Origin of the sequence: Nocardia sp. CY41 (assembly GCF_009829325.1) — a bacterium.
Lineage (GTDB): Bacteria > Actinomycetota > Actinomycetes > Mycobacteriales > Mycobacteriaceae > Nocardia.
On record NZ_VUOS01000027.1, the window covers coordinates 72,188 to 98,513 of the forward strand.

Here is a 26,326-nt window from a genome sequence, read left to right on the forward strand (position 1 = left end):
ATGTACGACACGATCATCGCGAACGGCCGCTGGTTCGACGGCACCGGCGCGCCGTCCGCGATCCGCCACCTCGGCATCCACGACGGGCGGATCAAGACCATCTCGGCGGAGCCCATCGACGACCCCGCCTGTCCGAATGTCGTGGACGCCACCGGGAAGTGGGTGATCCCGGGCATGCTCGACATCCACACCCATTACGACGTGGAAGTGCTCCAGCATCCGGCGCTGACCGAATCGGTCCGCCACGGCATCACCACGGTGCTGCTCGGCTCGTGCTCGTTGTCCACCGTGCACGTCGACGCCTCGGACGCGGGCGACCTGTTCGCGCGGGTCGAGGCGATCCCGCGCAAGCATGTCGTCGCGGCGGTCGGCGAGCACAAGACCTGGCGCTCGGCGCACGAGTACGCGGACGCGCTGGAGCGACTGCCGTTGGGCCCGAACGTCGCCGCGTTCATCGGGCACTCCGATATCCGCGCCGCCGAAATGGGCTTGGACCGCGCGACGCGCAAGGATGTCCGCCCCGCTGCCGCCGAACTGGCCGGGATGGAAGCAAAACTGACCGAGGCGCTGGACGCGGGGTTCGTCGGCATGTCCTCCCAACAGCTGTTGTTCGACAAACTGGACGGCGAAGCGTGCCGCTCCCGGACGCTGCCGTCGACCTACGCGACTGCCCGGGAACGGCACCGGCTCAATGCCGTGCTGCGCCGGCGCGGCGGAGCGTTGCAGGGCGGACCCGACGTATCCCGGCCGCACAGCCTGATCACGATGGCGGCAAGCAGCCTCGGCCTGTTCCGCAGACCGCTGAAGGTCAGTCTGCTCTCGGCCGCCGACATCAAAGCGATTCCCGGTGTGGTGCATGTGTTCCCGCTGATCGCGCGGGTGCTGAACGCGCTGGGCGCCGATTTCCGCTGGCAGCATCTTCCGGTGCCCTTCGAGGTCTACGCCGACGGCATCGATCTCGTGGTGTTCGAGGAGTTCGGGTCCGGCGCCGAGGCGCTGCACCTGGCCGATCAGGTGGACCGACGCCGGGAACTGCTGAGCGACGAACGTTATCGCCGCCGCTTCCGCGCGGACTACGACAAGAAATTCGGTCCACGGGTCTGGCACCGCGACTTCTTCGACGCGCAGATCGTCGAATGCCCCGACCCGGCGGTCATCGGCAAGACCTTCGGCCAAGTGGGCCTGGACCGCGGCGGCGCGCATCCGGTGGATGCCTTCCTCGATCTCGTGGTGGAGCACGGCAACAAGGTCCGGTGGCGGACAACGATTTCCAATCATCGACCGGCGGTCCTCGATCGGCTCGCCGCCGACCCCGGCGTGCAGCTCGGCTTCTCCGACGCGGGAGCGCATCTGCGCAACATGGCGTTCTACAACTTCGGGCTCCGCTTCTTGCGCCGGGTACGCGACGCCGCGGATGCCGGTCGTCCGATCCTCTCGGTGGAACAGGCGGTACACCGGCTCACCGGCGAACTCGCGGACTGGTACGGCCTGGACGCCGGGCATCTGCGGGTGGGCGACCGAGCCGATGCCGTAGTCCTGGATCCGGCCCGCCTGGACGACTCGCTCGACGCGTATCACGAATTTCCGCTCGCCCCGTTCGACAACCTGCCGCGCATGGTGAATCGCAACGACGAGGCGGTCACCGCGGTGTTCGTCGGCGGGGTGCCGGTCTTCGGCGACGGCGCTCCCGCCCCGGCGCTCGGCGCCCGCCGGACCGGCCGGTTCCTTCGCGCGGCGACCGCGGTCCGCTGATCCGATCGGCCCTGCCCGGACGAAACAGCCACGTAGAATCGCGGAATGTCGTCGGCTCGCTCGCCGACGGTGCGTAGGAGTCGGCGTGGACGTTTTCGAACATCAGGGCAGGGCCGTGGTCTTCGACCGGACCGGCAGCGGTTCCCCGGTCGTGTTCCTGCACAATGCCGGCACGCAACGCCGCATCTGGGACGACCAGGTCGCCGCGTTACGGAACGACCACGAGGTCTTCGCGCTCGATCTCCCCGGCTACGGGCAATCCGACCAGCCCGCCACGGGCTACCGCCTCATCGATTACGTCGACATGCTCACCGCGTTCCTCGACGCCCACCGCCTCACCGACGTGGTGCTGATCGGCAACTGCCTCGGCAGCGCCACCTCGCTGAGCTACGCCATGAGCCACGCGCAGCGGGTGCGCGCGCTCGTGCTGCTCAATCCGCTCACCTTGGACACCGTCAGCTCCGGACAGTCCGCGGGGCTGGCCTGGCTGGACGCGCGGCTGCCGCTGGCGCCACTGGCCCGCCGGATCACGCTGCCGAGCGCGGTCGTCTCGCTGATCGTCGGCAATCAGCTCGGCCCCCGCGGACGGGCCCGCAACAACCAGCACGAGCCGCGCGTGCGGGCGCACTGGACCGATCGGGGCAGGCTGCTGGCCTTGCACGGCCTGGTGCAAGATTTCCCGTCCTACCGCACGCTGGACACGTTCGATCCGCCCGAAGGATTCCCGCCGATCTGCACCATCTGGGGGCGGCGCAACCGCATCCTGTCGGCGAAGGCGGGCCGCCGGCTCAACCGCAGGCTGCGCCCGCACACCTCGGCGGAACTCCCGGACTGCGGTCATCTTCCGATGGTGGAGGCCCCGCAGCAGGTCACGTCGATCATCATCGACTTTCTCGCCGCCGCGGACATGCTCGTAACGAAGCAGTCCGGCGGCCACTGAACCGCGCTCACAGCGGAGCCGCGGTCGGGCAGAGCTCGGCGAAACTCGCCGAGTGCGCGCCGCAGCCGGTGCATTCGAACACCACGCCGATATCGAGCATCCAGTGGATGCGGGTATGGCAGGTTTCGCACAGGAAATCCACGCCCGCCGGGTAGCAGCAGGATCGTTTACGGATGAACCATTCCGCACGATGACGGCAGGGCACGGAATCGAAGCGGAACGTGCAGGTCGGCGCGGCGGGCAACTCGGCGACGACGGCATCGAAAGCCGTTGTGGCCGTACGGGTGTTCACAGCAGATACCTTCCGGCGGGGCAGGGTGGGAGGCGAGAGCGCAGGCCGGTTTGGGGGCCGCGGCGCCTTTCCCCCTGGATCGATCTTTCTCGATTAGCTGTTACCCGGATGAGGTGGCCTTCACACGGCGGCGGACCGGCTTGTTTGGTCACGAATCGCGCGGGAATCCGAAACATGACGACATCAAGGGAAGGGGTTCTGTCATGTTGTTGCGCCGACTCGCCCGGCCACTACTGGCCACCGCGTTCGTGGTAGACGGGGTCGATACGCTGCGGCGCCCGGACGAGCGGGTCAAGGCCGCGAACGCACTGCTGGAACGGGGGCATCGGCAGCTCCCCGAAGAAATCGCCACGAAGTTGCCGTCGAATCCCACGACCGTCGTGCAGGTCAATGCCCTCGCCCAGGTGAGCGGCGGCGTCCTGCTGGCCCTGGGTAAGGCGCCGCGCTTGGCCGCCCTGGTGCTCGCGGCGACCGTCGTGCCCGCGGCCGTCACCGAGCAGGACTTCTGGAACGAGCAGGACCCCGCCCGCAAGTCGGCGAAGCGGAACGCGTTCCTCAAGGATCTCGGGCTGCTCGGCGGCCTGATGATCGCCGCGGCCGACACCGAGGGCAAGCCGTCGCTGGGCTGGCGCGGCCGCCGGGCCGCACGCGACGCCGCCGCCGCGGTCACCGCCGCGCTGCCGTTCGGCGCCGCCTCGGACACCAATACCGGCGCGGCGTTGCGCAAGCACGCGCACGAGGCCGCCGAGCGAGCGCGGGCGCTCGGAGCGGTGGCCGCGAGCAAGGGCTCCGAGCTCGCCGAATCGGCCCAGCGTCACGGGCCGGGATGGGCCGAGGCAGCCAAGGAACACGGCGGCGACCTCGCCGAGACCGCCAAGGCACACGGGTCGGAGTGGGCGGAGCTCGCCAAGGAACGCGGCAGCGACTGGGCCGAGATCGCGAAGGAACGCGGCACCGACTGGGCGGAGATCGCGAAGGAACGCGGCGCGGAGTGGGCCGAGATCGCCAAAGAGCGCGGCACCGAATGGGCGGAGATCGCCAAAGAACGAGGTGTCCATCTCGCGGATCTGGCCAAGCAGCGCGGGACAGAGTGGGCGGAGCTCGCCAAAGAGCGCGGACCGGAGATCGCCGACGCCGCGCGGGAACGCGGCGCACACACCGCGCAGCTGGCCCGCGAGCGTGGAGCACAAACGGCGCACGCGGCCCGCGAGGCGATCGAGTCGCGTCGCCACTGACCCTCCGGCCGCCGCCTCGCTCCGGCCCGGTGGCGGACTCGGACGCTACGGCGGTCCGTCGGGCCGCCGTAGCGTTCTGTCGGGACACCGACATGCGGCGGTCGATCCGACGGTTCGCGGCACCGGTCGCCACCGGACGCCTGCGCAGCGTTCTGCCCCGCTGAGGTGCTCCTCTCCGCTCACGGTCCGCGAACCCTTCCGCGCGCCGGATACCGGGCCGGACAGTGGCGCTGAACTCCTGCGTCCTCCGTATCGCCGGTTCCCTGGCACGGCAGGTCGGTCGACGCACCCCCGGTCAGGCGGTCTCGTCGTAGCCGGGTCCCAGGACCACGAGGGCGGCGTCGAGCGAGGCCACCCGTTGGAATCGGTCGGCGAGGCCGGTGACGTCTATGGCGCGGTCCACCGGGCGCACGGTGGTGATCAACATCATCCGGCGGCGTGCGCGGGTGGCTTCGGTCTGCGCCTCGACCAGTACGCTCAGCCCCGCCGCGGCGAGGAAGGTGACCGGGGACAGGTCGAGCACGAGCGTGGCCGCGCGGCGCAGGTGGGCGCACGATAGTTCGGCACGGAAGCGGGGGGCGGTCGCGACATCGATATCGCCCGCGACCATCAGCATGGTGACGTCGCGTCGCGGGCGGCACACCGAAAACTGCAGCGGGACAGCCCATTCGGCGTGACGTGACATGCGCTGACTCCTGGCCGGCAGCTGGCAGTGCACAGACGTGGTGCTTCCAGTGAAGCACGGTGCCGCAGGTCTGTACAGCCGCCGACCGCGTTCGGGCACCGCGCTTTACGGCCGAGACGCCCGGCTCTAGGACGTACTGGCGCTTCCGCCGCAGGAGATGGTGACAGCCTCCCCGTTGAAATGGCGGCCGTGCTCGGATACCAGCAACAACACCGCCTCGGCCACCTCGGCGGGCTGGATCAGATCGCCGTTCGGCGGGCCGGATTCGATGATCGCCATCCAGTCCTCCTTGGTCGGATTCTCCTTGTCCGGCACCATGAGCCGCCAAGTCGCCGGATTCTGGATCATGTCGGTGTCCACGCCGGACGGCAGCAGGGCGTTCACGGTGATGCCGTACTCGGCCACCTCCAGCGACAGCGACTTCACCAAGCCGAGCACGCCCCATTTGCTCGCGGCGTAATGCGCCGCGTTGCGCACGCCCATCTTCGCCACGATGGACGAGGTGGCCACCACACGACCCCAGCGCCGTTCGATCATGTGCGGCACGACCGCGCGAAAACTGTGGAAGACGCCGGTCAGGTTGGTGTCGATCATGTCCCGCCACAGCTGCTCGCCCATCTCGGCGACGGGCGAGTTGGACGCGATGCCCGCGTTGGCGACGAGGATGTCGATGCGGTCGAACTCCTCGAGCGCGCGCTCGGCGACCGCCCGCATCTGGTCCAGGCTGCGCACGTCGGCCTGGACGGCGACGCAGCGGCGGCCGGTCCGCTCGACCAGGTCGGCGGTCTCGGCCAGGTCGTCGGGAGTGCTCAGCTCGTAGGGAAGGCCGGGCAAGGGTGCGGCGATATCGCACACCACGATGTCCGCACCCGCGTTCGCCAGCGCCACGGCATGCGCACGCCCCTGTCCGCGGGCGCCCCCGGTGATCACGGCTACCCGGTTGTCGAGGTTTCCCATGACTGGCCTCTCCTCGGTCGCTGCTCCGGCCGCCACCCATCGTGTCATGCGCGGCCGAGCTGAGCTCGCGTTTTTCTGCCGGACCTGGCGGTCGGGGCGATTTCCCAGAGCTGGGGACGGACCAGCGGTGCTGCCTTCCCGGCGCGCACGGCGGTGGGCCACGCGGCGCGGACTCGACCGGCGCCGACGGGGCGTTTTGCCGAATTCCACAGGGACAGTGGAACAATGAGTGCGGTCTCGGCGGCGGATCGGGCACGGACACGGCACGGACGAACCGACCCGACTGCGGCACGGAGGCCACCTGTAACCATTCCGACCCGGTCCAGCGACCAATTATGCGCGATGTACGCTGCGCCCCGGAACGATTCTGCCCGTGCCCACGCGTCGTTCCGGGTGCGGACGGCGCATCGACAATGGTTTCTGGGGGCCCGATGACCGATTGTGAGTACCTTCCCGTGAATCTCGACCGACAGCTCGACGCCGAACCGACCGAGCACGACAGCACCGTGGCCGACCGGCTCACCAGCCCGCGGCTGCGCAGGCTGCTACACACGGCCATCGGCCTCTCCGAGGATTCCGTCGATCTGCTGACGACCATGACCACGCGCCTGCGCGCCGCCGAGGGCATGATCCTGCGCGACCCGCTCGACGACTGCTGACCCGCGCGCGGCCGGGTAGGGGCCGCGCGCGACGAGCACCGACTCCTGGACGGTTGCCGGATCGGCAACGATATTTGCCGATTCGGCCGAGTCGATGGAGGGTGGGACACATGAGCGCCACACACCATCACGCCGACCGGACGACGCCCACGACGGTCGAATACTGGGAGTCCTTCTACCAGGAGCGCGAGCAGGTCTGGTCGGGGCGGCCGAACTTCCTGCTGGTGCGCGAGATCGACGCGGTCGCCCCGGGCCGGGCGCTGGACCTGGGCTGCGCCGAGGGCGCCGACGCGATCTGGCTGGCCGAGCGCGGCTGGCAGGTCACCGCGGTGGACGTCTCGGAGACGGCCCTGGCTCGCGCCAGGGCGAACGCCGCACGACAGGAATTTCCCGGCGCAATCGATTGGCAGCGGCACGATCTCGATCACACCTTCCCGGCCGGACGGTTCGACCTCGTCTCGGCGCAGTATCTGCACTCGCCGCTCGCGCAGAACGGCGAACGGACGCGGATCCTGCGCCGGGCCGCCGAGGCGGTGGCCCCCGGCGGGCTGTTGCTGATCGTCGGGCATGCGGAATGGCCGGCCTGGGTCGCGGAACCGCCCGCCGACGTGCACTTTCCGACCACCGCACAGGTACGTGCCGACCTCGCGCTCGACCCGGCCGAATGGCGGGTGGAAGTCGAGGAGGTCGTCGAGCGCGAGCACCCGAGCCCCGAAGGACAACCGAGCACGCGAAAAGACAACATCCTACGAATTCGCCGGGACTGATCGGGCGCAAATAACGGGCGAATCTCCTTGCGCTGGAGGAGAATTCGAATAACCACCGCATGGAATTAACTCCGATATTACTCAGGATTCATGGCGGCGATACCGATTTCTCGCTACTGTGGACGGTGCCTACAACGCGGTGGGAATCGAGAATCTCACGTCGGTCGGGGGGATCGTCGCCCGTAGGAGAGCTCCCAGTGAAGTATCCAGTTTGCGCTCGCGTATTAGGTCCGTTGACGCTTGCTCTGAACAATCACAACGCGACGCCGACTGCACAGAAGCAGCGGCAGTTGCTGGCATTACTGCTGGTCCGGCACGACACCGTTGTTCCGGTAACGACCCTCATCGAAGAACTGTGGAACGACGATCCGCCGCGCAGCGCGGTTACCGTCGTGCAGACCTATGTACTCGGAATTCGCAAGAAGATAGCGGAGCGACTCGGGGTGGAGCAGGCCGAGGTGGCCGAACGCTTTCTGCGCACGCGCAGCAAGGGCTATTCCTTCGACGTCAAGGACTGCGTGTTCGATCTCCGCGATTACCGGTCCATGTCCGAGGCCGCCCGGTGCGCCGCCAAGACCGGCGACGACCAGCGGGCGGTGGATCTGTTCAGCGCCGCGGAGGCGCTGTGGAGCGGTCCGGCGCTGGTCGACGTGGAGGGCGGCATTCCGCTCGCCGCCGAGATCTCGCATCTGGATCACCTGCGGCTGACCAACATCGAACTGCGTGTCGAGGCGGAGTTGCGGCTGGGCAGGCACCGCGAGGTGTGTCCCGATCTCGCGCGGCTGACCATGCAGCACCCGCTGCACGAGCGGCTGCAGGCGTACTACATGTTCGCCTTGTGCCGGTCGGGCCAGCGCGCTCGCGCCTTGACCTCCTACCAGCGGTTCAGCAAGTCCATGCAGGCCGAACTGGGGCTCGACCCGTGCCAGAAGCTGCAGAAACTGCACCGGGACATCCTGGCCGCCTCCGACGTCTCGGTGAGCGCGATGCTCAACAGCCGCCACGCCGGTTACCTGATCGGGTGGCACTCGCCCGAATTCAGCGCGGCGGCCGCCGAGCCCGCCTGACGCGGCCGTGACGTCGCCCGGCCTCCCACCGCGCGGGGCGGCCGGGCGCACGTGCGGCGTGCTCACCTGCGCGTACGGCGTGCTCACCTCCGTCCGAGGAGTTCGTCGACCAAGCCGGTGGTGTGCGTCGCGGCGCGCATGGCCGGGTGGTCGAGCACCTCGCACAGGAAATCCCGGGTGGTCGCGACGCGGGCGCCGGAGATCCGGAATTCCTCCAGTGCCCGCCGCATCCGCGCGAGCGCCCGATCGCGGTCCGGCGCCCACACCACCAGTTTGGCCAGCAGCGAATCATAGTGCGGAGGTATCGAATAACCGGCGTGCGCGTGGGTGTCGACGCGCACGAACGGCCCGCCGGGCGGGGTGAACTCCGCCAGTATTCCCGGGGCGGGCGCGAATTCGGCGGCGGGATCCTCGGCATTGATGCGGCATTCGATCGCAGCACCGTGCGGAACGATGTCATCTTGCGTAATGCCGAGAGGTTGCCCTGCCGCGATACGGATCTGTTCGGCGATCAAATCCAGGCCGGTCACCATTTCCGTGACCGGATGCTCTACTTGAATACGGCAGTTCACCTCCATGAAATAGTAGCTACCGTCCCGGTCGACCAGGAATTCCACGGTTCCGGCGCCGACATAGCCGGCCTCCAGCACACCGTGCACGGCGGATGCGCCCATTCGCTCGGCGAGCCCTTCGGGCAGCAGCGGAGCCGGTGATTCCTCGATCAATTTCTGATGCCTGCGCTGCACCGAGCAGTCGCGTTCACCCAGGTGCACGCCCGTACCGTGCCCGTCGCACAGCACCTGGATCTCGACGTGCCTGGCCGCGGCGAGATACTTCTCCAGGTACACCCGGCTGTCGCCGAACAGCATCCGCGCCGTCGCCCTGGTCTCCTGGTAGGCGCGCGGGAAGGCAGCGCTCTCGTGCACCACCTGCATGCCGCGCCCGCCGCCGCCCGCGGCAGCCTTGATGATCACCGGGAAGCCGATCGAATCCGCGAGTGCGTGCGCCTCGTCGAGTTCGAGCGGATCGAGGCTGCCCGGCAGTAGCGGCAGTCCCGCCTTCGCCATCAGCGTGCGCGCCGACTGTTTGTCGCCCAGCTGGGCCATCACGTCGGCGGGCGGTCCGATCAACGTTATGCCCGCCGCTCGGCACGCGTCGGCGAAATCCGGTGACTCCGAGAGGAATCCGTATCCGGGATGGATCGCGTCCGCGCCGGTGAGCTCGGCGGCGGCCAGGATCGCCGCGGCGTTGAGGTAACTGCGCTTGGCCGCGGACGGGCCGATCTGCACCGCCTCGTCGGCGAAGCGGACCACCGCCGACTCCGCGTCGGCGACCGAGTGCACCGCCACGGTGCGCACGCCGAGCTCGCGACAGGTGCGTGCGACGCGCAGCGCGATCTCGCCGCGGTTGGCGATCAGGATCTTCTCGAACATTCCGCCCCCCTCACGCGACCGACCGGACCAGGACCTGCTGCCGCGCGCCGAAGCGCCGGAAACGGGCGCGGCGCTCCTCGGCCAGCTCCGCGCCGCCGCGCTCGGCGAGTTCGGCGAGGGTCGCGGCCAGGGCGCGGCGCAGCTGCTCGGCCGCGGCCATCGGTGCGGCGCCCACGTCGTCGCCCGGCTCGGGCAGCACCGCGTCGACCACCCCGAGACGCAGCAGGTCCCGCGCGGTCAGCGCCAGCGCGGCGGCGGCCTCGGGCGCGGCGGCCGGGTCGTTCCAGACGATCGCCGCGCAGCCCTCCGGGCTGATCACCGAGTAGGTGCCATTGGCGAACATGAGCACCCGGTTGGCGACGCCGAGCGCCAGAGCTCCGCCGCTGCCGCCCTCGCCGATCACGACGCTGATCACCGGCACCCGCAGCGCGGACATCAACCGGATGTTCTCCGCGATGACGATCGCCTGCCCCTGCTCTTCGGCGGTCGCGCCCGGGTACGCGCCGGGCGTGTCGATCAAGGTGATGATCGGCAACCCGAGCTTCTCGGCCAGCCGCATGAGCCGTGCCGCCTTGCGATAGCCGGCCGGGGTCGGCATGCCGAAGTTGCGTTCCATCAGTTCCTTCGGATCGTGGCCCTTCTGATGGCCGATCACCATCACCGGGCGCCCGCCCAGCCACGCCGTTCCGCCCACCACCGCGGCGCAGTCGCCCGAGACCCGGTCGCCGCGCAGTTCGCGGAACTCGTCGAAGGCGAGGGCGAAGTAGTCGAGCGCGGTCGGCCGCTGCGGAGAGCGGGCCCGGCGCACCTGCGTCCAGGGATCGGTCGCGGGGATGCGGGCCGGATCGGTGATCGCGCCGACGTCCGCGGGGACGAACGTCGCTGCGGGATCGACCGGGCCTGCCGCCCGCAGCAGCGCGCCGAGTGCCTGGCGCAGGCCCGCGCGGGGCACGATCATGTCGATGAGCCCGTGTTCCAGCAGGAATTCGGCGGTCTGGAACTTCGGCGGCAATTGCTGGCGGATGGTCTGCTCGATCACCCTGCGCCCGGCGAAGCCGAGGCGCGCGCCCGGCTCGGCGATCAGCACGTCGGCGAGGGTGGCGAAGGAGGCCGCCACCCCGCCGTAGGTGGGATCGGTGATCAGGCTGACGGTGAGAATGCCCGCCCGGTCCAGTTGCTCCAGGGCCGCGCTGGTCTTGGCCATCTGCATCAGCGACAGCGGGCCCTCCTGCATCCGCGCGCCGCCCGACGCGGTGACGACGATCAGCGGGAGACGCCGCACCAGCGCGGTCTCGGCGGCGGCGGTGATCATCTCGCCCACCGCGGTGCCGAGGCTGCCGCCCAGGAAACGGAAGTCCATGGCGGCGATCAGCACCGGCCTGCCCTCGATCGCGGCCTGCGCGCACAGCACCGCGTCGTGCATGCCGGTGCGGGCGCGGGCGGCCGCCAGCCGGTCCGGATAGGACTTGGTGTCGGTGAAGGTCAGCGGGTCGTCGTCGGTGGCGGCGATCGGCAGCGGCTCGAAGCGTCCGTCGTCGGCGAGCTGCTCGATGCGCTGCCGTGCGGTGATCGGGGTGTGCCTGCCGCACTCGCCGCAGACGCCGAGATCGCGGGCGAACCGCTTGCCGTACAGCGGGATCAGGCAGGCCGGGCAGAGCACCCAGTCGGCGGCGCCGTCCTGGCCGTGTGCTGACTTCATCACGCGTGTCTCCTGTGCTCGGGAACGGGTGATCGATCCGGACGGCGCCGGCCGGGCGATCACAGCGTCAGCCTGCGCCGCGCCGCTCGAGAACAGCTCGACCCGCTCGCTCGAGCGAGGTTCGAGGGCCGTCCCCGATGCTCGATCGCACCATCGAAGGGAGAACGCCATGAACACCAATGCATCCGGTGGTCCGCGATGAGCCGCCGCGTTGTCGTCACCGGGCTCGGCGTCCGCGCGCCGGGCGGGTCGGGCAAGGACGAGTTCTGGAAGCTGCTGTCCGAGGGCCGCACCGCGACGCGACGGATCTCGTTCTTCGACGCCTCGCCCTACCGATCCCAGGTGGCCGGCGAGGCGGACTTCGACCCAGCGCGGGAGGGGCTGTCCCCGAGGGAGATTCGACGCATGGACCGGGCGGTGCAGTTCGCCGTGGTCTGCGCGCGCGAGGCGGTGGCCGACAGCGGAATCGACCTCGCGGCGGTCGATCCGCACCGGCTCGGCGTGAGCCTCGGCAGTGCGGTCGCGGCGGCCACCAGCCTGGAGCGCGAGTACTTGGTGCTGTCGGACTCCGGGAAGAACTGGCTGGTCGACGAGACGTATCTCTCCCCGCACATGTTCGACTACATGATCCCCAGCGTGATGCCCGCGGAAGTGGCGTGGAGCGTGGGCGCCGAGGGACCCGTGGCGATGGTCTCCAACGGGTGCACGTCGGGTCTGGACTCGGTGGGCCACGCGGTGCAACTGATCCGCGAGGGTTCCGCCGACGTCATGGTGGCGGGGGCGTCGGACACGCCCATCACACCGATCGTGGTGGCCTGCTTCGACGCGATCAAGGCGACGACGCCGCGCAACGACGAGGCGGAGGTCGCCTCGCGGCCGTTCGACAACTCGCGCAACGGGTTCGTGCTCGCCGAGGGCGCCGCGATGTTCGTGCTGGAGGAGTACGCGAGCGCGCGTAAGCGCGGTGCGCACGTCTACGCCGAGATCACCGGATACGCGACCCGGTGCAACGCCTATCACATGACGGGGCTCAAAGCGGACGGCCGTGAGATGGCCGAGGCGATCCGGGTGGCGCTCGACGAATCCAGGATCGACCCGACCGGCGTGGACTACATCAACGCGCACGGCTCCGGGACGAGGCAGAACGACCGGCACGAAACCGCCGCGGTGAAGCGTAGTCTCGGCGCGCATGCCTATGCCACGCCGATGAGTTCGATCAAGTCGATGGTGGGTCACTCGCTCGGCGCGATCGGCTCGGTCGAGATCGCCGCCTCGCTGCTGGCACTGGAATACCAGGTGGTGCCGCCGACGGCGAACCTGCACGAACCCGACCCCGAATGCGATCTGGACTACGTGCCGCTGGTCGCCCGCGACCACCGGATGGACACCGTGCTCACCGTGGGCAGCGGGTTCGGCGGCTTCCAGAGCGCGATGGTGCTGCGCAAGGCGGAGGCGGTGGCGGCATGATCCTCGTGACCGGAATGGGAGTGCTCGCGCCGAACGGTCTGGGCGTGGAGCGTTTCTGGGATGCCGTGCTGGCCGGACGCGGCGGGATCGCGCCGCTCACCCGGTTCGACGCCGCCCGCTCGGCGGCCCGCCTGGCCGGCCAGGTGGCCGATTTCGACGCCGGTGAACACCTGCCGAGCCGGCTGCTGCCGCAGACGGACATCTCCACGCGGATGGCGCTGGTCGCCGCGCAGTGGGCGCTGGACGACGCCAAGGTCGACACCACGACGATGACCGACTACGACATGGGCGTGGTCACCGGAAACGCGTCCGGCGGTTTCGAATTCACCCATCGAGAGTTCAACAAGCTGTGGTCGCTCGGCTCCGAGCACGTCAGCGTGTACGAGTCCTTCGCGTGGTTCTACGCGGTCAACACCGGCCAGATCTCCATCCGGCACGGCATGCGCGGTCCGAGCAGCGCCTTGGTCGCCGAGCAGGCGGGCGGATTGGACGCGATCGGCCACGCGCGGCGCACCGTGCGGCGCGGGACGCCGCTGGTGGTGACCGGAGGCGTCGACTCGGCGCTGGATCCGTGGGGTTGGGCCTCGCATCTGTCCAGCGGCGGGGTGAGCACCGCGACCGACCCCGACCGCGCCTATCTGCCGTTCGACGCCGCCGCGGCGGGATACGTGCCGGGTGAGGGCGGTGCGATGCTGGTCGTCGAGGACGCCGCCGCCGCGCGGGCCCGCGGTGTGCCCAAGGTGCACGGCGAGATCGCCGGCTACGCCTCGACTTTCGACCCGCCGCCCGGTTCCGGCCGGCCCTCGGGCCTGCGCCGCGCCGCGGAACTGGCGCTGGCCGACGCCGGGATGACACCGGCCGACATCGATGTGGTGTTCGCCGACGCCTCCGGCATCCCCGACCGCGACCGCGACGAGGCCGCCGCCATCGAGGCGCTGTTCGGGCCCGGCGGGGTTCCGGTCACCGCGTCGAAGCCGCTGACCGGGCGACTGTTCTCCGGCGCGGGTCCGCTCGACGTCGTCACCGCGCTGCTGGCGATGCGCGACTCGGTGCTCCCGCCGACCGCCCGCACCACCGCGCTCGCCGAGGACTACCGGATCGACCTGGTGCTCGGCGCCCCGCGCACCGCCACCGTCGGCGGCGCGCTCGTCCTGGCACGCGGGCGCTGGGGTTTCAACTCCGCGGTCGTCGTGCGCGCCGTATCCGACCGAGATCTGCCGAGGAGCGAATCATGACCATGACCATCACCGAACTACGCCGGATTCTCGTGGACTGCGCGGGCGGCGAGGACCTCGCCGAGCTCGACGGCGACATCGCCGCCGTGGAATTCGAGGAGCTGGGCTACGACTCGCTCGCGCTCATCGAAACCGCCGCGCGCATCCAGCGCGACTTCGGCGTCACCATCCCGGAGGAACAGCTCGTCGAAGTGAAGACCCCGCAAGAGCTGGTCGACATCGTCAACACCCAACTGCAAGGTGCGGCATGAGCGATCAGGCCCGGAGGCGGCAGCGAAGCGTGACCACGCAAGGCCCCGCTCATGCCGAAATCGGACACAGCGTGAGCGATCAGGCCCGCAGGAGGCAGCGCAGCGTGACCACGCAAGGCCCCGCTCATGCCGAAATCGGATACAGCATGAGCGGTCAGGCCCGCAGGAGGCAGCGAAGCGTGACCACGCAGGCCCCCGCTCATGCCGGAAAGGACAGAGCATGAGCGGCGAAGTGATGACCCACACGAAAGTGGTGCAAGCCGCGCCCGAGGTCGTCTACGACCTGGTCGCCGACGTGACCAGGTGGCCGGTGATCTTCGAGCCGAGCGTGCTGGTGCGCCACCTGCACCGCGGGCCGGACGAGGAGCGCTTCCGGCTGTGGGCGACCGTCGGCGGCGCGGTGAAGAACTGGACGTCGCGGCGGGTGCTGGACGCCGGGCAGCGCCGCATCGTCTTCGAGCAGGAGCGCAGCCAGGCGCCGATCGCGTCGATGGGCGGCGCCTGGTCGTTCCGTGCGATCGGCCCGGTCGGCACCGAAGTCACCCTCGATCACCACTTCACGGTGGTGGACGGGGTCGATCCCGAGCAGGTCGCCGCAGCGGTGGACCGCAACAGCGAAACCGAGCTCGCCGCGCTGGCCCGCATCGCCGAACTCGGCCATGCGGTGGACGAGGTGATCCACACCTTCGCGGACACGGTGACGCTGAACTGCTCGGCCGCCGAGGCGTACGACTTCGTCTACCACAGCGAACGCTGGCCCGAGCGGGTGCCGCACGTCGGCCGCATCGAGCTCACCGAGGACGCCGAGGGCGTGCAGCTGATGGAGATGGACACGGTGACCGCGGGCGGGCTTCCGCACACCACCAAGTCGATCCGGGTGTGCTTCCCGGGCGAGCGGATCGATTACAAGCAACTGGTGCCGCCCGCGATACTGTTCGGCCACAGCGGTGGGTGGGAGTTCGCGGACGGACCGGATGGCGCGGTGGTGACCGCACGGCACACGGTCGCGATCAATCCCGCCGCCGCGCGCGAGATCCTCGGCGCGAACACCGATCTCGCCGACGCCCGCGCCTACTTGACCGACGCGCTGTCCAGCAACAGCCGCAACACGCTGCGGTGCGCCGAGCGCTACGCCGCCACGACGAAGTCGCCGACATGACCGCCACCGAGACGGCCGCGGCGCCGCGCATACAGGAGATCGCCGACGGCGTCTACGCCTACACGCACAGCCGCGGCGGCTGGTGCGTCAGCAACGCCGGGGTGCTGACCACGCCGGGCGGCGCGGTGGTCATCGACACGCTGGCGACGGAGGGACGCACCCGCGCCCTCGTCGAGTTCGTCGACGGGCTCGGTACCGGACCGGCCCGCACCATCGTGAACACCCATCATCACGGCGACCACAATTTCGGCAATCACCTGTTCGGACCGGCCGCCGTCGTCGTCGGCCACGACCGGATCCGGCCCGAGATGATCGAGACCGGCCTGGCGCTGACCAAGCTGTGGCCGGACGTGGAATGGGGCGACGTGCGGGTCACGCTGCCGAGCATCACGTTCAGCTACCACCTGACCCTGCATCGGGGCGAGCGCCGAGTGGAGCTCATCCATTTCGGGACCGCCGCGCACACCACCAACGACGTGGTGGCGTGGCTGCCCGAGGAACGCGTGCTGTTCGCCGGCGACCTGGTGATGGCGGGCGCGGCGCCGTTCTGCCTGATGGGTTCGGTCAGCGGTTCGATCACCGCGGTCCGGCGGCTGGCCGCGCTGGGCGCGGAGACGGTGGTCGCCGGGCACGGCCCGGTCACCGGGCCGGAGATCTTCGACCAGACGCTGCGATACTTGCGCTGGGTGCAGGAGCTGGCCGCGGAGGGACGCGCGCTCGGGCTGACACCGCTGGCGATCGCGCTGGAGGCCGACCACGGCGAATTCGCCGAGCTCGTCGACCAGGAGCGGCTGGTGGGCAATCTCTATCGCGCGGACGCGGAACTGTCCGGCGGCCCGCTCGGGGAGCCGTTGGACGTGCTGGCGATCTTCGACGAGATGGTGGTCTACAACGGCGGGCAGGTGCCGACATGCCTGGCGTGAGGACCGAATCGGTGCGGGTCTGCGTGATCGGCGGCGGTCCCGCCGGACTGATGACGGGTCTGCTGCTGGCCCGCTCCGGCGTGGAGGTGCTCGTGCTGGAGAAGCACCCCGACTTCCTGCGGGATTTCCGCGGCGACACCGTGCACACCTCGACGCTGCTGGCGATGAAAGAACTCGGTCTGGCCGAGGAGTTCCTCGCGTTGCCGCACGTCGAACTGCCGCAACTGCCGATGGCGACCGCGACCGGTCCGGTGGTGTTCGCCGATTTCAGTGCCTTGCCGGGACCTTTCCCGTTCGTGGCGTTCATGCCGCAATGGGATGTGCTGAATTTCCTCGCCGAGGCGGGTCGCCGCTACCCCGGCTTTCGGCTGGTGCAGGAAGCCGAGGTCACCGAGCTGGTCCAGCGCGACGGCACGGTGACCGGCGTCCGCGCCACGACGGCGGGCGGACCGCTGGAGGTCACCGCCGACCTGGTGATCGCGGCCGACGGGCGGCATTCGATCGTGCGCCGGTCGGGGCTGCTCGAGGTCGCCGCCGGCGCGGCGCCGATGGACGTGCTCTGGTTCCGGGTCGGCAAGCCGGAGGGCGAACGGCTGCCCACCGTGCGCAGTGGGAAGGGGTTCTTCATCGTCTGCATCGACCGCGGCGACTATCTCCAGGTCGCGTACATGATCCCGAAGGGCGGCTTCGCGGCCATCCGGGCTGCGGGGCCCGCACGGTTCCGCTCGGATCTGGCCGCCATCTATCCCGTGCTCGCGCCTTTTCTGGAGAAGGAGATCCTGGACTGGGACGACGTGAAGCCGCTCGACGTCCGGGTGGACCGGCTGCGCCGCTGGTACCGGCCGGGTCTGGTGGCGATCGGGGACGCGGCGCACGCGATGTCCCCGGCGGGCGGGGTCGGGATCAATCTGGCGGTACAGGACGCGATAGCGACTGCCCGGCTGCTCGCGCCGATCCTCACCGCCGGCGCGACGCCGACCACGGCCCAGCTGCGCACCATCCAACGTCGCCGCGAATTCCCTATGCGCGTGGTGCAATTCGCGCAGTTGCGCCTGCTGGCCGACCTCTACCCCAGCGCGGGACGCCCCGGAACCGACAAACCGCTGCTGGTCCAGCTGCTCCGCCGTTTCCCGCGCCTGCCCCGCCTGGTCGCCCGGGTGATCGGCCTCGGCATCCGCCCCGAAACCGTGCCGCCCGCCGCGTCGAGCGAGACGAGCACGGCACTGACGAAACTCAGGGAGAACTGATCGTGTCGACCTACCTGCTCATCCACGGAGCCTTCCACGGCGGCTGGGTCTGGCAGCGGGTGACCCCGCTGCTGGAAGACGCGGGCCACCGCGTTCTGGCTCCTTCGCTGGTCGGCCTCGGCGACCGCGCGCATCTGCTGACCGCCGACGTGGGCCTCGACACCCACGTCCAAGACTTGATCGACCTGGTCACGGCCGAAGACCTGACCGACATCGTCCTGGTGGGCCACAGCTACGCGGGCATCGTCGTCACCGCTGTGGCCGACGCCGTGCCGCAGCGCGTCGCCGGCCTCGTCTACCTCGACACCTTCGTGCCGCGCGACGGCGAGGCGGTGGCCGACATCATGCCGGGCATGGTCGAGGCGTTCGCCGCCGCGGCGGCCGCCACCGGCGACGGCTGGCGGGTGCCGCCGCAAACCGAACCGACCGGTGACGGCGGACTGTACGGCGTCACCGAGGAACCCGATCTCAGCTGGCTGGCGTCCATGCAGACGCCGCAATCGCTGAAGACCTTCCAGCAGCCCCTGCGATTGAGGAATCCGGAAGCGCTGAAGGCGATCCCGGTGACGCACGTGCACTGCAGCGAAGGCGGCGAGGACTTCAAGGCGATGCGCGCGGCCATGCCGCGCACCCTGCCGCCCGCGGACCTGCCCGCCGACCGCCTCCATGTGCTCCCCACCGGGCACGACTGCATGATCACGATGCCGCGCGAGCTGGCCGGATGCCTGCTCACGTCGGCGTCGCATCCAGCATCCGCCCGATGACCTCGGTCCCGTAGCCCTGGTTCAGCTCGCGCGCTCGCCCGCGTCGTAGGCGGCGCGGGCCGCGAGAACCTCGCCGAGGTGTTCGGCGGACCAGTCCACGATGCTGCCGAACACCGGCGTCAGCGTCCTGGCCAGCGCGGTCGCCTCGTATTCGACCCGGGGCGGCACCTCGGGGTGGTAGGTGCGCGCGACCAGGCCGTCGCGTTCGAGCTGGCGCAGGCGCTGGGTGAGAACCTTGGGCGTCAGGCCGGGGATGCGCTGTTGCAGTTCGGTGAAGCGAAGCCGGCCGTCGTGGGTGAGCACCCAGAGCACCTGGGTGGACCAGCGGCCGAACACCAGGTCGATGACCGGTGTGATCGGACAGGGATCTACGGGCGTCTCCGGCGCGGTGGTCATAGGTCCTCCCGGTGAGTCACTTTCCCCTTGGTTACTACTATACTTTGGAAAGTAACGTGTCTCCAAGGGTCGCTAGAACGCGAAATCCGAAGGGAGCACAGTCATGACGACGACAACACCGGACGGGCGCCTGCACCTGCCGCCTCGCTCCGGCGACCGGCCGCGCACCCGGGAACACAATCCGCACCAGCAGCTCAGCCAGACCGCGCCACCCGAGCTGCAAGAGGAACTGTGGTCGCGGATGACCACGCTCGACGGCGTCCTGCCCGGTCGCAGCGGAGTGTCCGTGCCCGACACCCGCGCCCTGCACCTGCGGCCGACGATCGCCCATGGGCCCGCCGAGGCGTACCTGGTGGGCACCGAATTCGCCCACCTGCACGGGCACGGCGACGGCAGCCTGCACATGTGCCTGCCGGAAGACGTTGTCGCGGAGGCCGTCCGGCAGTGCTGGGCGGAACCGCATCCGATGGCCCGGCAGGGATACCTGCCCGGAACGCTGGTCATGGTGTACGGGCCGCGCGATCACGCGGAGCTGGACATCGTCTGGCGGCTGGTGCGGATCAGTCACCGGTTCGCCCGGCAACCGGCTACAGCGTGACTGGAGCGGCGGCCGCCATCGTCGATGCCATGAACGCAAGCGATCTCGTGGGCACCTGGGAACTGGTGTCCTACTACGACCTCGACGAGCAGGACGCCACCAGCGAGGGGCCGCTCGGCGACGCGCCACGCGGCCTGCTCATCTACGGCGCGCACGGCTACATGTCGGTGAGCATGATGCGCACGGACGCAGCCGCGGGAGCCAACCCGTTCATGGGTTACGCGGGCACCTGGCGGCTGGCCGGCGCGGAGGTGGTGCATGCGATCAGCGTGTGCTCGAATCCGGCGTGGGCGCAGACCGAGCAGGTGCGGCGGATGTCCCTGAACGGAGACGTGCTGACGCTGATCGGCGCCGCACAGGTCGGCGGGCGGAGGCAACGCCGGATACTCACCTGGCGCCGCACCCGCCCGCCCGAACCCGACCGTCATTCCGGGGAGTACGAGAACAACGGCTCGTCGAACTGAACCGGCTCACCGTCTTCTTTGAGGATCCCGGTGATCACGCCCGCCTGGGCCGTCACCGGGATCATCAGCTTCATCGCCTCGACGATGCCGACCTGCTGCCCGGCGCTCACCCGGTCGCCGACCTCCACGAACGGGTCCGCGCCCGGCTCCGGGCACCGGTAGAACACGCCGACGCTGGGCGCGCGCACGACAGCGCCGAGCGGCGGAATATCCTGCACAGCAGCGAATTCCACCGGTGCAGCCGCGGGCGCGGCGGGAGCGGCCGCCTGCCACTCGGCCTCGACGGTCACCTCCCCCACCTGGAAGCGCAACGCGCTCGGCTGCTGCGGGAAGCCCGCGAGCAACTGCAGCGCGCCGGTCTGGATCGCCTCGAGCACCCGGAGATAGTCCTCGTGCCCGGTGGCGGGGGCGTTCTCCTCTACTGCGGTCATCGCCGTCCCTCCTCGTCAGTAATTGCCCAGTCCGCCACAGACATTCAGAGCCTGTGCGGTGACCGCCCCCGCCCCGGGGCCGATCAGGTAGTCGACCATCGCCGCCACCTCGAACGGCTGCACGTAACGGCCGATGGGTACCCGTGCGCTGACCCTGGCGTGCACCTCGTCGGTGTCCACGCCCCAGAGCCCGGAATACACCTCACGGACCCGCTCGGCCATCGGCGTCTCCACGAATCCGGGGCAGACGGCGTTCACGGTGATCCCCGTCTTGGCCAATTCGAGGCCCAGCGCCTTGGTGAAACCCACCACGCCATGCTTGGACGCGGAATACGGAGCGCCGTGCACCACACCCTGTTTGCCGCCGGTGGAGGCGATGTTGACGATGCGGCCACTGCCGCGTTGCAGCATGCCGCCCGCGTTCAGCACCGCCTTCGTCATCAGGAACACGCTGTTGAGGTTGGTGTTGATCACGTCGAACCACAGGTCGTCGGGCACCTGCGCGGTGACGCCGCCGCCGCTGCGGCCCGCGTTGTTGATCAGGATGTCGATCGGGCCGTAGCGCCGCACACCCGCGTCGACGTACTCGCGCACCTGCGCGGCGTCGGCGACGTCGCAGACCGTGCCGTCCACCTCGTGACCGTCGTCCTGCAGGCTCTTCACCGTGTCGGTCACCCGCTGCTGATCACGAGCGCACAAGAACACCGCGATTCCCTGAGCCGCAAGACTTTTGGTGATCTCCAGGCCCATTCCACTGGTCGCTCCGGTGACCAGCGCGACGCGCCGATTCTCCGCCATGACTCCTCCATCGGTCGAACTTCCGAACTCGCCGGCCTTCTCGACCACCAGGGTCGACCCGCGTCCTATAGATCCGGTCAACCGCCGGTCGCGGGCATCGGCTCGACCGAGGCTCTAGCGGCGTCGGTCAACCTGGCGTGCGATCGAGCCCCGCCGCGACCACAGGAGCAACCATGACCACCGTCGCCAGCCGCACCGAGTTGTACGCCGAGGTCCAGCAGTTCTACGCCGAGCAGATGCAGCGCCTGGACGGCCGCGACATTCCCGGTTACGCCGCGACTTTCACCGAAGACGCGGAATTCGAGCACACCCCCGGCATCCCGCCCGCCCGCACCAGGGCGGGAATCATCGCCGACCTGGTCGAGTTCCACAAGCGTTTCGAGACCGACCCGATGCAGCGCAGGCACTGGTTCAACATGATCAACCTGCAGCCGCAGGACGACGGGACCATCGTGTCCACCGCCTACTGCCTGGTGGTGAAGATCCGCCCGAACAGCAAGCCGGAGATCGCGCCGAGCTGCGTCGTGCACGACGTGCTCGTCCGCACCGACGGCGCGTTGCTGACCCGCTCGCGACGAGTCGTCCACGACTGATCCGGACGGCAGCGCCCAGCCCGCACAGCGCACTCCCAGCTTTGCCCCAGGTTGCGGGCAGCCGGCCTTCCTAATCACCGAGTGGGTCGAGGTCCACTACACCGCGAAGACGGTCGGCAACGTCACGGTCTACGACCTGACCGCGCCGATCAGCTGACCGATCCAGTCCGCCATATCGCCGCGTCCCACGACGCGGCGATATCGCGTCCGCGGGTTCGAGGACCGTGCGGCGTCGCTGACCACGATCGCTCGGCAATGCCGCTGGCAGGAACGTCGGCACACGGCCACCGTCCGGGGCATGGCCTGCGACGCCGACACCGATCGACGCTCCGCCGTGGGCCGCCCTGACGTCGGGCACCGACATCCGCCGGGGCATTGCTGTTCGGTCTGTGACCGAGCCGTTCGGACGGACCACCCCGCTCGGCGCGCGCAGCCGGTTGTGCATCATGGGTGAAAGCGGCAGCAGTAAGCCGCACTGCCTGGGCCGCAGCACACGCGACGGGCGCCACGTTCACAGGAAACATCCAGCTTGCTCGCAGATTGCTCAGGGCTCGCAGCGACACCATGGGTGCATGACCGGTACCGAACCCGAAGCCCGCGTCCTCATCGTGGACGACGAACCCATGATCATCGAGCTGCTCGCCGTCAGCCTGCGGTTCCAGGGCTTCGAGGTGGCCACCGCGCTCAGCGGAACCGAGGCGCTGGACCGGGTGCGCGGCTTCCGGCCGGACGCGCTGATCGTGGACGTGATGATGCCCGGCATGGACGGATTCGGGATGCTGCGGCGGCTGCGCGCCGACGGGGTCACCGCGCCCGTGCTGTTCCTCACCGCCCGCGACGACGTCGACGACAAGCTCACCGGGCTCACCCTCGGTGCGGACGACTACGTCACCAAACCGTTCAGCCTGGAGGAGGTCATCGTGCGCCTGCGAGTCATATTGCGCCGCAGCGGAAGACAGTCCGCCGAGGCGGGCGTCAACCGGATGACGGTCGGTGATCTGATGCTCGATGACGACAGCCACGAGGTGTGGAAGGCGGGTGTCCCGGTGTCGCTGTCGCCGACCGAGTTCACCCTGCTGCGGTACTTCATGGTCAACGCGGGCAAGGTGCTGAGCAAGCCGAAGATCCTCGACCACGTGTGGCGCTACGATTTCGGCGGCGACGCGGGCGTCGTCGAGTCGTACGTGTCGTATCTGCGGCGCAAGGTCGACACCACCGAACCGAAACTGCTGCACACGCTGCGCGGCGTGGGGTACGTGCTGCGTGCACCCCAGGCGAGCCGGGCGTGAGCGTACGGGAGAAACTCGCGCGCCGGATCTCGGCGGTCCCGCTGCGGGTAGGGCTGGTGATCGTGCTGCTGCTGCTGACGACCGCGGCGCTGTTCGCGTCGGGCGCGGCGGTGACCTCGGCGCTGAGCCGGTCGCTGACCCAACGCACCGACGAACAGCTCTACGACGCGGCCCGGTCCTGGGCGCAGCCACGGCCGATGCGTCAGGTGACGACCGGTGACGGCCGCACGCAATGGATTCCGGCCGATTTTCCGGCCGCGCCCATACCGCGGTCGCCGGGCGAGCAGCCGCGCCGGTTCTTCGAACTGCGCACAGGAGCCGACGGGCAGGTGTATCAAGACCTACCCGGCGCCAACAGCGCGGCGGGAACCCCGGAGCTCGACGGCGCGAACGCGCACACTCCGCGCACGGTGGATTCCTCGGACGGTTCCTCGGTGCGCTGGCGCGTTCTGACCACCACCAACCAGTACGGTTCCACCACCGTCGGCCTGCCGCTGACCGACAACCAGGAGACGGTCTCGCGGCTGATCTTCTTCGAGATCGGCACCGGAGCAGCGGCGCTGCTGGCCCTGGGCGCCGTCGGCTACCTGGTGATCCGGCGCAGTCTGCGACCGCTGCGCGAGGTGGAGCAGACCGCCGCGGCGATCGCGGGCGGCGACCTGCACCGGCGGGTCCCGGTGCGCGGCGTCGACACCGAGGTCGACCATCTGGCGCGGTCGCTGAACGAGATGCTCGCGCAGATCCAGCACGGCGTCGCGGCGACCGAGGCCTCGGAGGAGGCGGCTCGCCGCTCGGAGGCGCGGATGCGCCGCTTCGTCGCCGATGCCAGCCACGAGCTGCGCACGCCGTTGACCACTATCCGCGGGTTCGCCGAGCTGTACCGGCAGGGCGCCAGCACCGACGCGGGCATGGTGGTGGGCCGGATCGAGGCCGAGGCCGAGCGAATGGGCCTGCTGGTCGAAGATCTGTTGCTGCTGGCGCGACTGGACGAGAAGCGTCCGCTGGAGCGCAGACCGGTCGACCTGCTCGCGCTCGCCGGTGACGCCGTGCACAACGCCCGGGCCGTCGCCGCCCGTCAGAAACCGGCACCCGACTCGCCGGACCGCCCGATCACGCTGGTGGTGGGCGAAGGCTCGGGAACCATGGATGTCGTCGGCGACGAGGCGCGGCTGCGCCAGGTGCTGGGCAACCTGCTCGGCAACGCCCTCACCCACACCCCACGCGAAGCGGCGATCACCGTGCGACTCACACCCGCGCCCGATCGCGTCCGCATCGATGTGATCGACGCGGGGCCCGGCCTGTCACCCGAGGCCGCCGCCCGGGTGTTCGAACGCTTCTACCGCGCGGACGCCTCCCGCACCCGGACCAGCGGCGGCACCGGCCTCGGCCTGTCCATCGTCCAAGCACTGGTCACCGCGCACGGCGGACGGGTGTCGGTGGACAGCGAACCAGGGAGTGGCGCGACTTTCACAGTGGTGTTGCCACGCGAGCCCGCCGAGCCGCAGACCGGAGTCGACCGAACGCCGTCCCCCTAGCTGTCGTATCCGGCCCGCATTGCGCCGCCGGGCCTTATGACATCGCGATCGCGCCGAGTACAGCCGGCAGACCCAGTCGTGCTGTCGGCGTTCTACGGCTACCGCGATCGCGTCATGATGCTCAGGGGCGGGCATCCCATGAGGAGCCACGACGACCCCAACGGCGGAGAGGCGTTGCGAGGAGGCCCGCAACGCGGACCTCCGATTACGGACGACAACGTCCAGTCCGGTCGGCTGTTCCGCGCGAACCGGCACGGAGACCGTCGGCCCGGCCATACCGGCGTGCGGCACCACCTGGCTGCCGATGCGGCTGGAGCCGCCCGTGTGGCACTTCGTCGCTGGGCCTCGGCGGTGACACGGCGCGCAGCCTGGCCATGCGAGGAGAACGGGTCGCGACACGACCATCGCCGACCCAGCGGCGAAACCGCTCAACGGGACGCGGGCCGGAAGATGTCGTCGAGCGGGACCGCCGGTCCGGAAATGACGCCTTCTTCGGCATACCATTCCCAGCGCATCACCCGGGCGAGCAGCGGGGTGGGCATGCGCAGGATGACCTTCGCGATGGTGGCGAAGCGGCTGGAGCCCTCGATGATCGAGCGGTGCGCCGCCAGTGCGGTCTTCCGTCGCGCGGCATGTGCGCCGACGTCGATGCGGTGGGTGATCGCCGAGCGTGGACTGTACAGCGAGTCGAGGACCGATGGGTCGTAGCCCGAGAGGACCCGCAACCGCCGCAGCAGATCGTTCAGGCGTGTACAGCCCTCGCGCGGCAGGGTCGCAGCCAGGACGCGCGACACGCCGGCGAGTTCGGCCGCGCGCTTGCCCACTTCGTGCACGCGGACGTGGTCGCGGTGCCCGTACCCGCCGTTGCGGTCGTAGCTGAGCAGAATCTCGGCGCGCTCCGCACGCAGGATCGCGGCCAATCGCCGCGCCGCCTCCTCCGGGTCCGCACGGGCGAACCGCATCCGGTCCGGCGGGTCGGCGTACAGCACCGCGCCGTGCCCGCTGTCGGCGTAGCCGAGGTGCACCACCCGGTGCACGCCGAGTGCGGCGGCGCTCGCCTCCAGCTCGCTGAGCCGCAACGGTTTGCGGCCGTTCAGATCGGCCATGTGGCCGTCGGTGGCCACCGCGATCACGGTCCGATGCCCGGCGGCGGACAGCTCGGCCAGCGTCCCGCCGGTCAGCAGCGTCTCGTCGTCGGGGTGCGCGTGGAATGCCACAACGGTCGCCATCGCACCAGTGTGCCAAAGACTTTCACCACAGGTCCGCGGCCAGGCGAGTCGCGCCGACGAGCATGTAGCTGCCGGTCAGAGCGACCAGCGCGACGGCGGTCGGCCGCGGAACGTCGCTGCGCAGGATCCGCACCCCGCCGTGTGCGGTGTCCAGGATGTCCACCAGCAACGCCAGGCGCTGCCAGCGCGGCAGCTCCTCGGCCGGCGCGGTCAGGTACCCCAGGCCCAGCGCGATCGCCCGCGCGCCGAAGATCCGGGTCATGTACTCGAGTTCGGGTGTGGGGCGCACACCCAACCTTTTGCTCAACGTTCGCGGGGCCAGGACGGCGGCCGACCCCAGCGCGACCCGTCCGAGCGCCAGGCCGCGCAGCGCACCGGCCAGGGGGGAGCGAGTTTGCCGCATACTGTTCGTCGCCATGCCCCGAGCCTCGCTCACCACGCCGCTCAGGTCGATTACCTAC

General features: G+C 69.8%; 28 protein-coding genes. 18 read left to right on the forward strand and 10 right to left on the reverse strand.

The window, feature by feature from the left end; translation table 11 throughout:
* The gene (locus GVY64_RS28525) at positions 1-1,752 is read left to right on the forward strand and encodes an N-acyl-D-amino-acid deacylase family protein (RefSeq protein WP_159847983.1); all 1,752 of its coding nucleotides are present in this window, start codon (positions 1-3) and stop codon (positions 1,750-1,752) included.
* 85 nt (positions 1,753-1,837) lie between these two features.
* A complete protein-coding gene (locus GVY64_RS28530; protein ID WP_159847986.1) occupies positions 1,838-2,692 on the forward strand; it encodes an alpha/beta fold hydrolase in 855 nt (284 codons plus the stop codon).
* Positions 2,693-2,699: 7 nt separating this feature from the next.
* Here the strand turns inward: GVY64_RS28530 and GVY64_RS28535 are convergent, their stop codons facing one another.
* Positions 2,700-2,984 (reverse strand): hypothetical protein, encoded by a 285-nt coding sequence (locus GVY64_RS28535; protein ID WP_159847989.1) that lies wholly within the window; start codon positions 2,982-2,984, stop codon positions 2,700-2,702.
* A gap of 203 nt (positions 2,985-3,187) precedes the next feature.
* Between GVY64_RS28535 and GVY64_RS28540 the strand changes: the two genes are divergently transcribed.
* Positions 3,188-4,219: a DoxX family protein gene (locus GVY64_RS28540; RefSeq protein ID WP_159847992.1), complete on the forward strand. Its 1,032-nt coding sequence runs from the start codon at positions 3,188-3,190 to the stop codon at positions 4,217-4,219.
* Positions 4,220-4,514: 295 nt separating this feature from the next.
* Here GVY64_RS28540 and GVY64_RS28545 read toward each other — a convergent pair whose 3' ends face one another.
* Both GVY64_RS28545 and GVY64_RS28550 read right to left on the reverse strand, forming a co-directional pair.
* The gene (locus GVY64_RS28545) at positions 4,515-4,904 is read right to left on the reverse strand and encodes an STAS domain-containing protein (RefSeq protein ID WP_159847994.1); all 390 of its coding nucleotides are present in this window, start codon (positions 4,902-4,904) and stop codon (positions 4,515-4,517) included.
* 126 nt (positions 4,905-5,030) lie between these two features.
* A complete protein-coding gene (locus GVY64_RS28550; protein WP_159847997.1) occupies positions 5,031-5,861 on the reverse strand; it encodes a mycofactocin-coupled SDR family oxidoreductase in 831 nt (276 codons plus the stop codon).
* Between the two features lie 455 nt (positions 5,862-6,316).
* Between GVY64_RS28550 and GVY64_RS28555 the strand changes: the two genes are divergently transcribed.
* From GVY64_RS28555 to GVY64_RS28565, 3 genes are all read left to right on the forward strand, one after another.
* Entirely contained in the window at positions 6,317-6,520 is a 204-nt protein-coding gene (locus GVY64_RS28555) for a hypothetical protein (RefSeq protein WP_159848000.1), read from the forward strand.
* Positions 6,521-6,630: 110 nt separating this feature from the next.
* A complete protein-coding gene (locus GVY64_RS28560; RefSeq protein WP_159848003.1) occupies positions 6,631-7,287 on the forward strand; it encodes a class I SAM-dependent methyltransferase in 657 nt (218 codons plus the stop codon).
* 233 nt (positions 7,288-7,520) lie between these two features.
* Positions 7,521-8,354: an AfsR/SARP family transcriptional regulator gene (locus tag GVY64_RS28565; RefSeq protein ID WP_159848006.1), complete on the forward strand. Its 834-nt coding sequence runs from the start codon at positions 7,521-7,523 to the stop codon at positions 8,352-8,354.
* 83 nt (positions 8,355-8,437) lie between these two features.
* Here the strand turns inward: GVY64_RS28565 and GVY64_RS28570 are convergent, their stop codons facing one another.
* Both GVY64_RS28570 and accA read right to left on the reverse strand, forming a co-directional pair.
* Positions 8,438-9,787 carry an acetyl-CoA carboxylase biotin carboxylase subunit gene (locus tag GVY64_RS28570; RefSeq protein WP_159848009.1) on the reverse strand — a complete coding sequence of 450 codons (1,350 nt, stop codon included), beginning with the start codon at positions 9,785-9,787 and terminating at the stop codon, positions 8,438-8,440.
* Between the two features lie 10 nt (positions 9,788-9,797).
* The gene (gene accA, locus GVY64_RS28575) at positions 9,798-11,486 is read right to left on the reverse strand and encodes an acetyl-CoA carboxylase carboxyl transferase subunit alpha (protein ID WP_159848143.1); all 1,689 of its coding nucleotides are present in this window, start codon (positions 11,484-11,486) and stop codon (positions 9,798-9,800) included.
* A 198-nt stretch (positions 11,487-11,684) separates the two neighbouring features.
* Here accA and GVY64_RS28580 point away from each other — a divergent pair, with 198 nt between their 5' ends.
* The 7 genes from GVY64_RS28580 (at position 11,685) to GVY64_RS28610 (ending at position 18,532) form a co-directional block, all read left to right on the forward strand.
* Entirely contained in the window at positions 11,685-12,953 is a 1,269-nt protein-coding gene (locus GVY64_RS28580) for a beta-ketoacyl-[acyl-carrier-protein] synthase family protein (protein ID WP_159848012.1), read from the forward strand.
* Positions 12,950-14,188, forward strand: coding sequence for a ketosynthase chain-length factor (locus tag GVY64_RS28585; RefSeq protein WP_159848015.1), 1,239 nt, complete (start codon positions 12,950-12,952; stop codon positions 14,186-14,188). The genes GVY64_RS28580 and GVY64_RS28585 overlap by 4 nt, the downstream gene beginning before the upstream one ends.
* Positions 14,185-14,439, forward strand: a complete 255-nt coding sequence (locus tag GVY64_RS28590; RefSeq protein ID WP_236567302.1) for an acyl carrier protein — start codon at positions 14,185-14,187, stop codon at positions 14,437-14,439. The genes GVY64_RS28585 and GVY64_RS28590 overlap by 4 nt, the downstream gene beginning before the upstream one ends.
* A gap of 220 nt (positions 14,440-14,659) precedes the next feature.
* On the forward strand, positions 14,660-15,598 hold the full coding sequence (locus tag GVY64_RS28595; protein WP_159848018.1) for an aromatase/cyclase: 939 nt from the start codon (positions 14,660-14,662) through the stop codon (positions 15,596-15,598).
* Positions 15,595-16,521: an MBL fold metallo-hydrolase gene (locus GVY64_RS28600; protein ID WP_159848021.1), complete on the forward strand. Its 927-nt coding sequence runs from the start codon at positions 15,595-15,597 to the stop codon at positions 16,519-16,521. The genes GVY64_RS28595 and GVY64_RS28600 overlap by 4 nt, the downstream gene beginning before the upstream one ends.
* On the forward strand, positions 16,509-17,768 hold the full coding sequence (locus GVY64_RS28605) for an FAD-dependent oxidoreductase (protein ID WP_159848024.1): 1,260 nt from the start codon (positions 16,509-16,511) through the stop codon (positions 17,766-17,768). Before GVY64_RS28600 ends, GVY64_RS28605 begins: the two co-directional genes overlap by 13 nt.
* 2 nt (positions 17,769-17,770) lie before the next feature.
* Positions 17,771-18,532: an alpha/beta fold hydrolase gene (locus GVY64_RS28610; protein ID WP_159848027.1), complete on the forward strand. Its 762-nt coding sequence runs from the start codon at positions 17,771-17,773 to the stop codon at positions 18,530-18,532.
* 21 nt (positions 18,533-18,553) lie between these two features.
* On the opposite strand, the gene GVY64_RS28615 is transcribed toward GVY64_RS28610, so the two are convergent.
* Positions 18,554-18,928, reverse strand: a complete 375-nt coding sequence (locus GVY64_RS28615) for a winged helix-turn-helix transcriptional regulator (RefSeq protein WP_159848030.1) — start codon at positions 18,926-18,928, stop codon at positions 18,554-18,556.
* Between the two features lie 103 nt (positions 18,929-19,031).
* On the opposite strand from GVY64_RS28615, the gene GVY64_RS28620 reads away from it, so the two are divergent.
* Entirely contained in the window at positions 19,032-19,526 is a 495-nt protein-coding gene (locus tag GVY64_RS28620) for a luciferase domain-containing protein (protein ID WP_159848033.1), read from the forward strand.
* 29 nt (positions 19,527-19,555) lie between these two features.
* Complete coding sequence (locus GVY64_RS28625; protein ID WP_159848036.1) at positions 19,556-19,990, forward strand: lipocalin-like domain-containing protein; 435 nt, start codon at positions 19,556-19,558, stop codon at positions 19,988-19,990.
* Here GVY64_RS28625 and GVY64_RS28630 read toward each other — a convergent pair.
* Both GVY64_RS28630 and GVY64_RS28635 read right to left on the reverse strand, forming a co-directional pair.
* Positions 19,951-20,421, reverse strand: a complete 471-nt coding sequence (locus GVY64_RS28630) for an acetyl-CoA carboxylase biotin carboxyl carrier protein (protein ID WP_159848039.1) — start codon at positions 20,419-20,421, stop codon at positions 19,951-19,953. The genes GVY64_RS28625 and GVY64_RS28630 overlap by 40 nt on opposite strands.
* 15 nt (positions 20,422-20,436) lie before the next feature.
* Complete coding sequence (locus GVY64_RS28635; RefSeq protein WP_159848042.1) at positions 20,437-21,219, reverse strand: SDR family NAD(P)-dependent oxidoreductase; 783 nt, start codon at positions 21,217-21,219, stop codon at positions 20,437-20,439.
* A gap of 173 nt (positions 21,220-21,392) precedes the next feature.
* Between GVY64_RS28635 and GVY64_RS28640 the strand changes: the two genes are divergently transcribed.
* From GVY64_RS28640 to GVY64_RS28650, 3 genes are all read left to right on the forward strand, one after another.
* Positions 21,393-21,812 (forward strand): nuclear transport factor 2 family protein, encoded by a 420-nt coding sequence (locus GVY64_RS28640; RefSeq protein ID WP_159848045.1) that lies wholly within the window; start codon positions 21,393-21,395, stop codon positions 21,810-21,812.
* Positions 21,813-22,384: 572 nt separating this feature from the next.
* The gene (locus GVY64_RS28645; protein WP_159848048.1) at positions 22,385-23,101 is read left to right on the forward strand and encodes a response regulator transcription factor; all 717 of its coding nucleotides are present in this window, start codon (positions 22,385-22,387) and stop codon (positions 23,099-23,101) included.
* On the forward strand, positions 23,098-24,636 hold the full coding sequence (locus GVY64_RS28650) for a sensor histidine kinase (protein ID WP_159848051.1): 1,539 nt from the start codon (positions 23,098-23,100) through the stop codon (positions 24,634-24,636). Before GVY64_RS28645 ends, GVY64_RS28650 begins: the two co-directional genes overlap by 4 nt.
* A 428-nt stretch (positions 24,637-25,064) precedes the next feature.
* Here the strand turns inward: GVY64_RS28650 and GVY64_RS28655 are convergent, their stop codons facing one another.
* The gene (locus tag GVY64_RS28655) at positions 25,065-25,865 is read right to left on the reverse strand and encodes a PIG-L deacetylase family protein (protein WP_159848054.1); all 801 of its coding nucleotides are present in this window, start codon (positions 25,863-25,865) and stop codon (positions 25,065-25,067) included.
* A 22-nt stretch (positions 25,866-25,887) separates the two neighbouring features.
* A complete protein-coding gene (locus GVY64_RS28660) occupies positions 25,888-26,283 on the reverse strand; it encodes a hypothetical protein (protein WP_236567303.1) in 396 nt (131 codons plus the stop codon).
* Between the last annotated feature and the right edge of the window lie 43 nt (positions 26,284-26,326).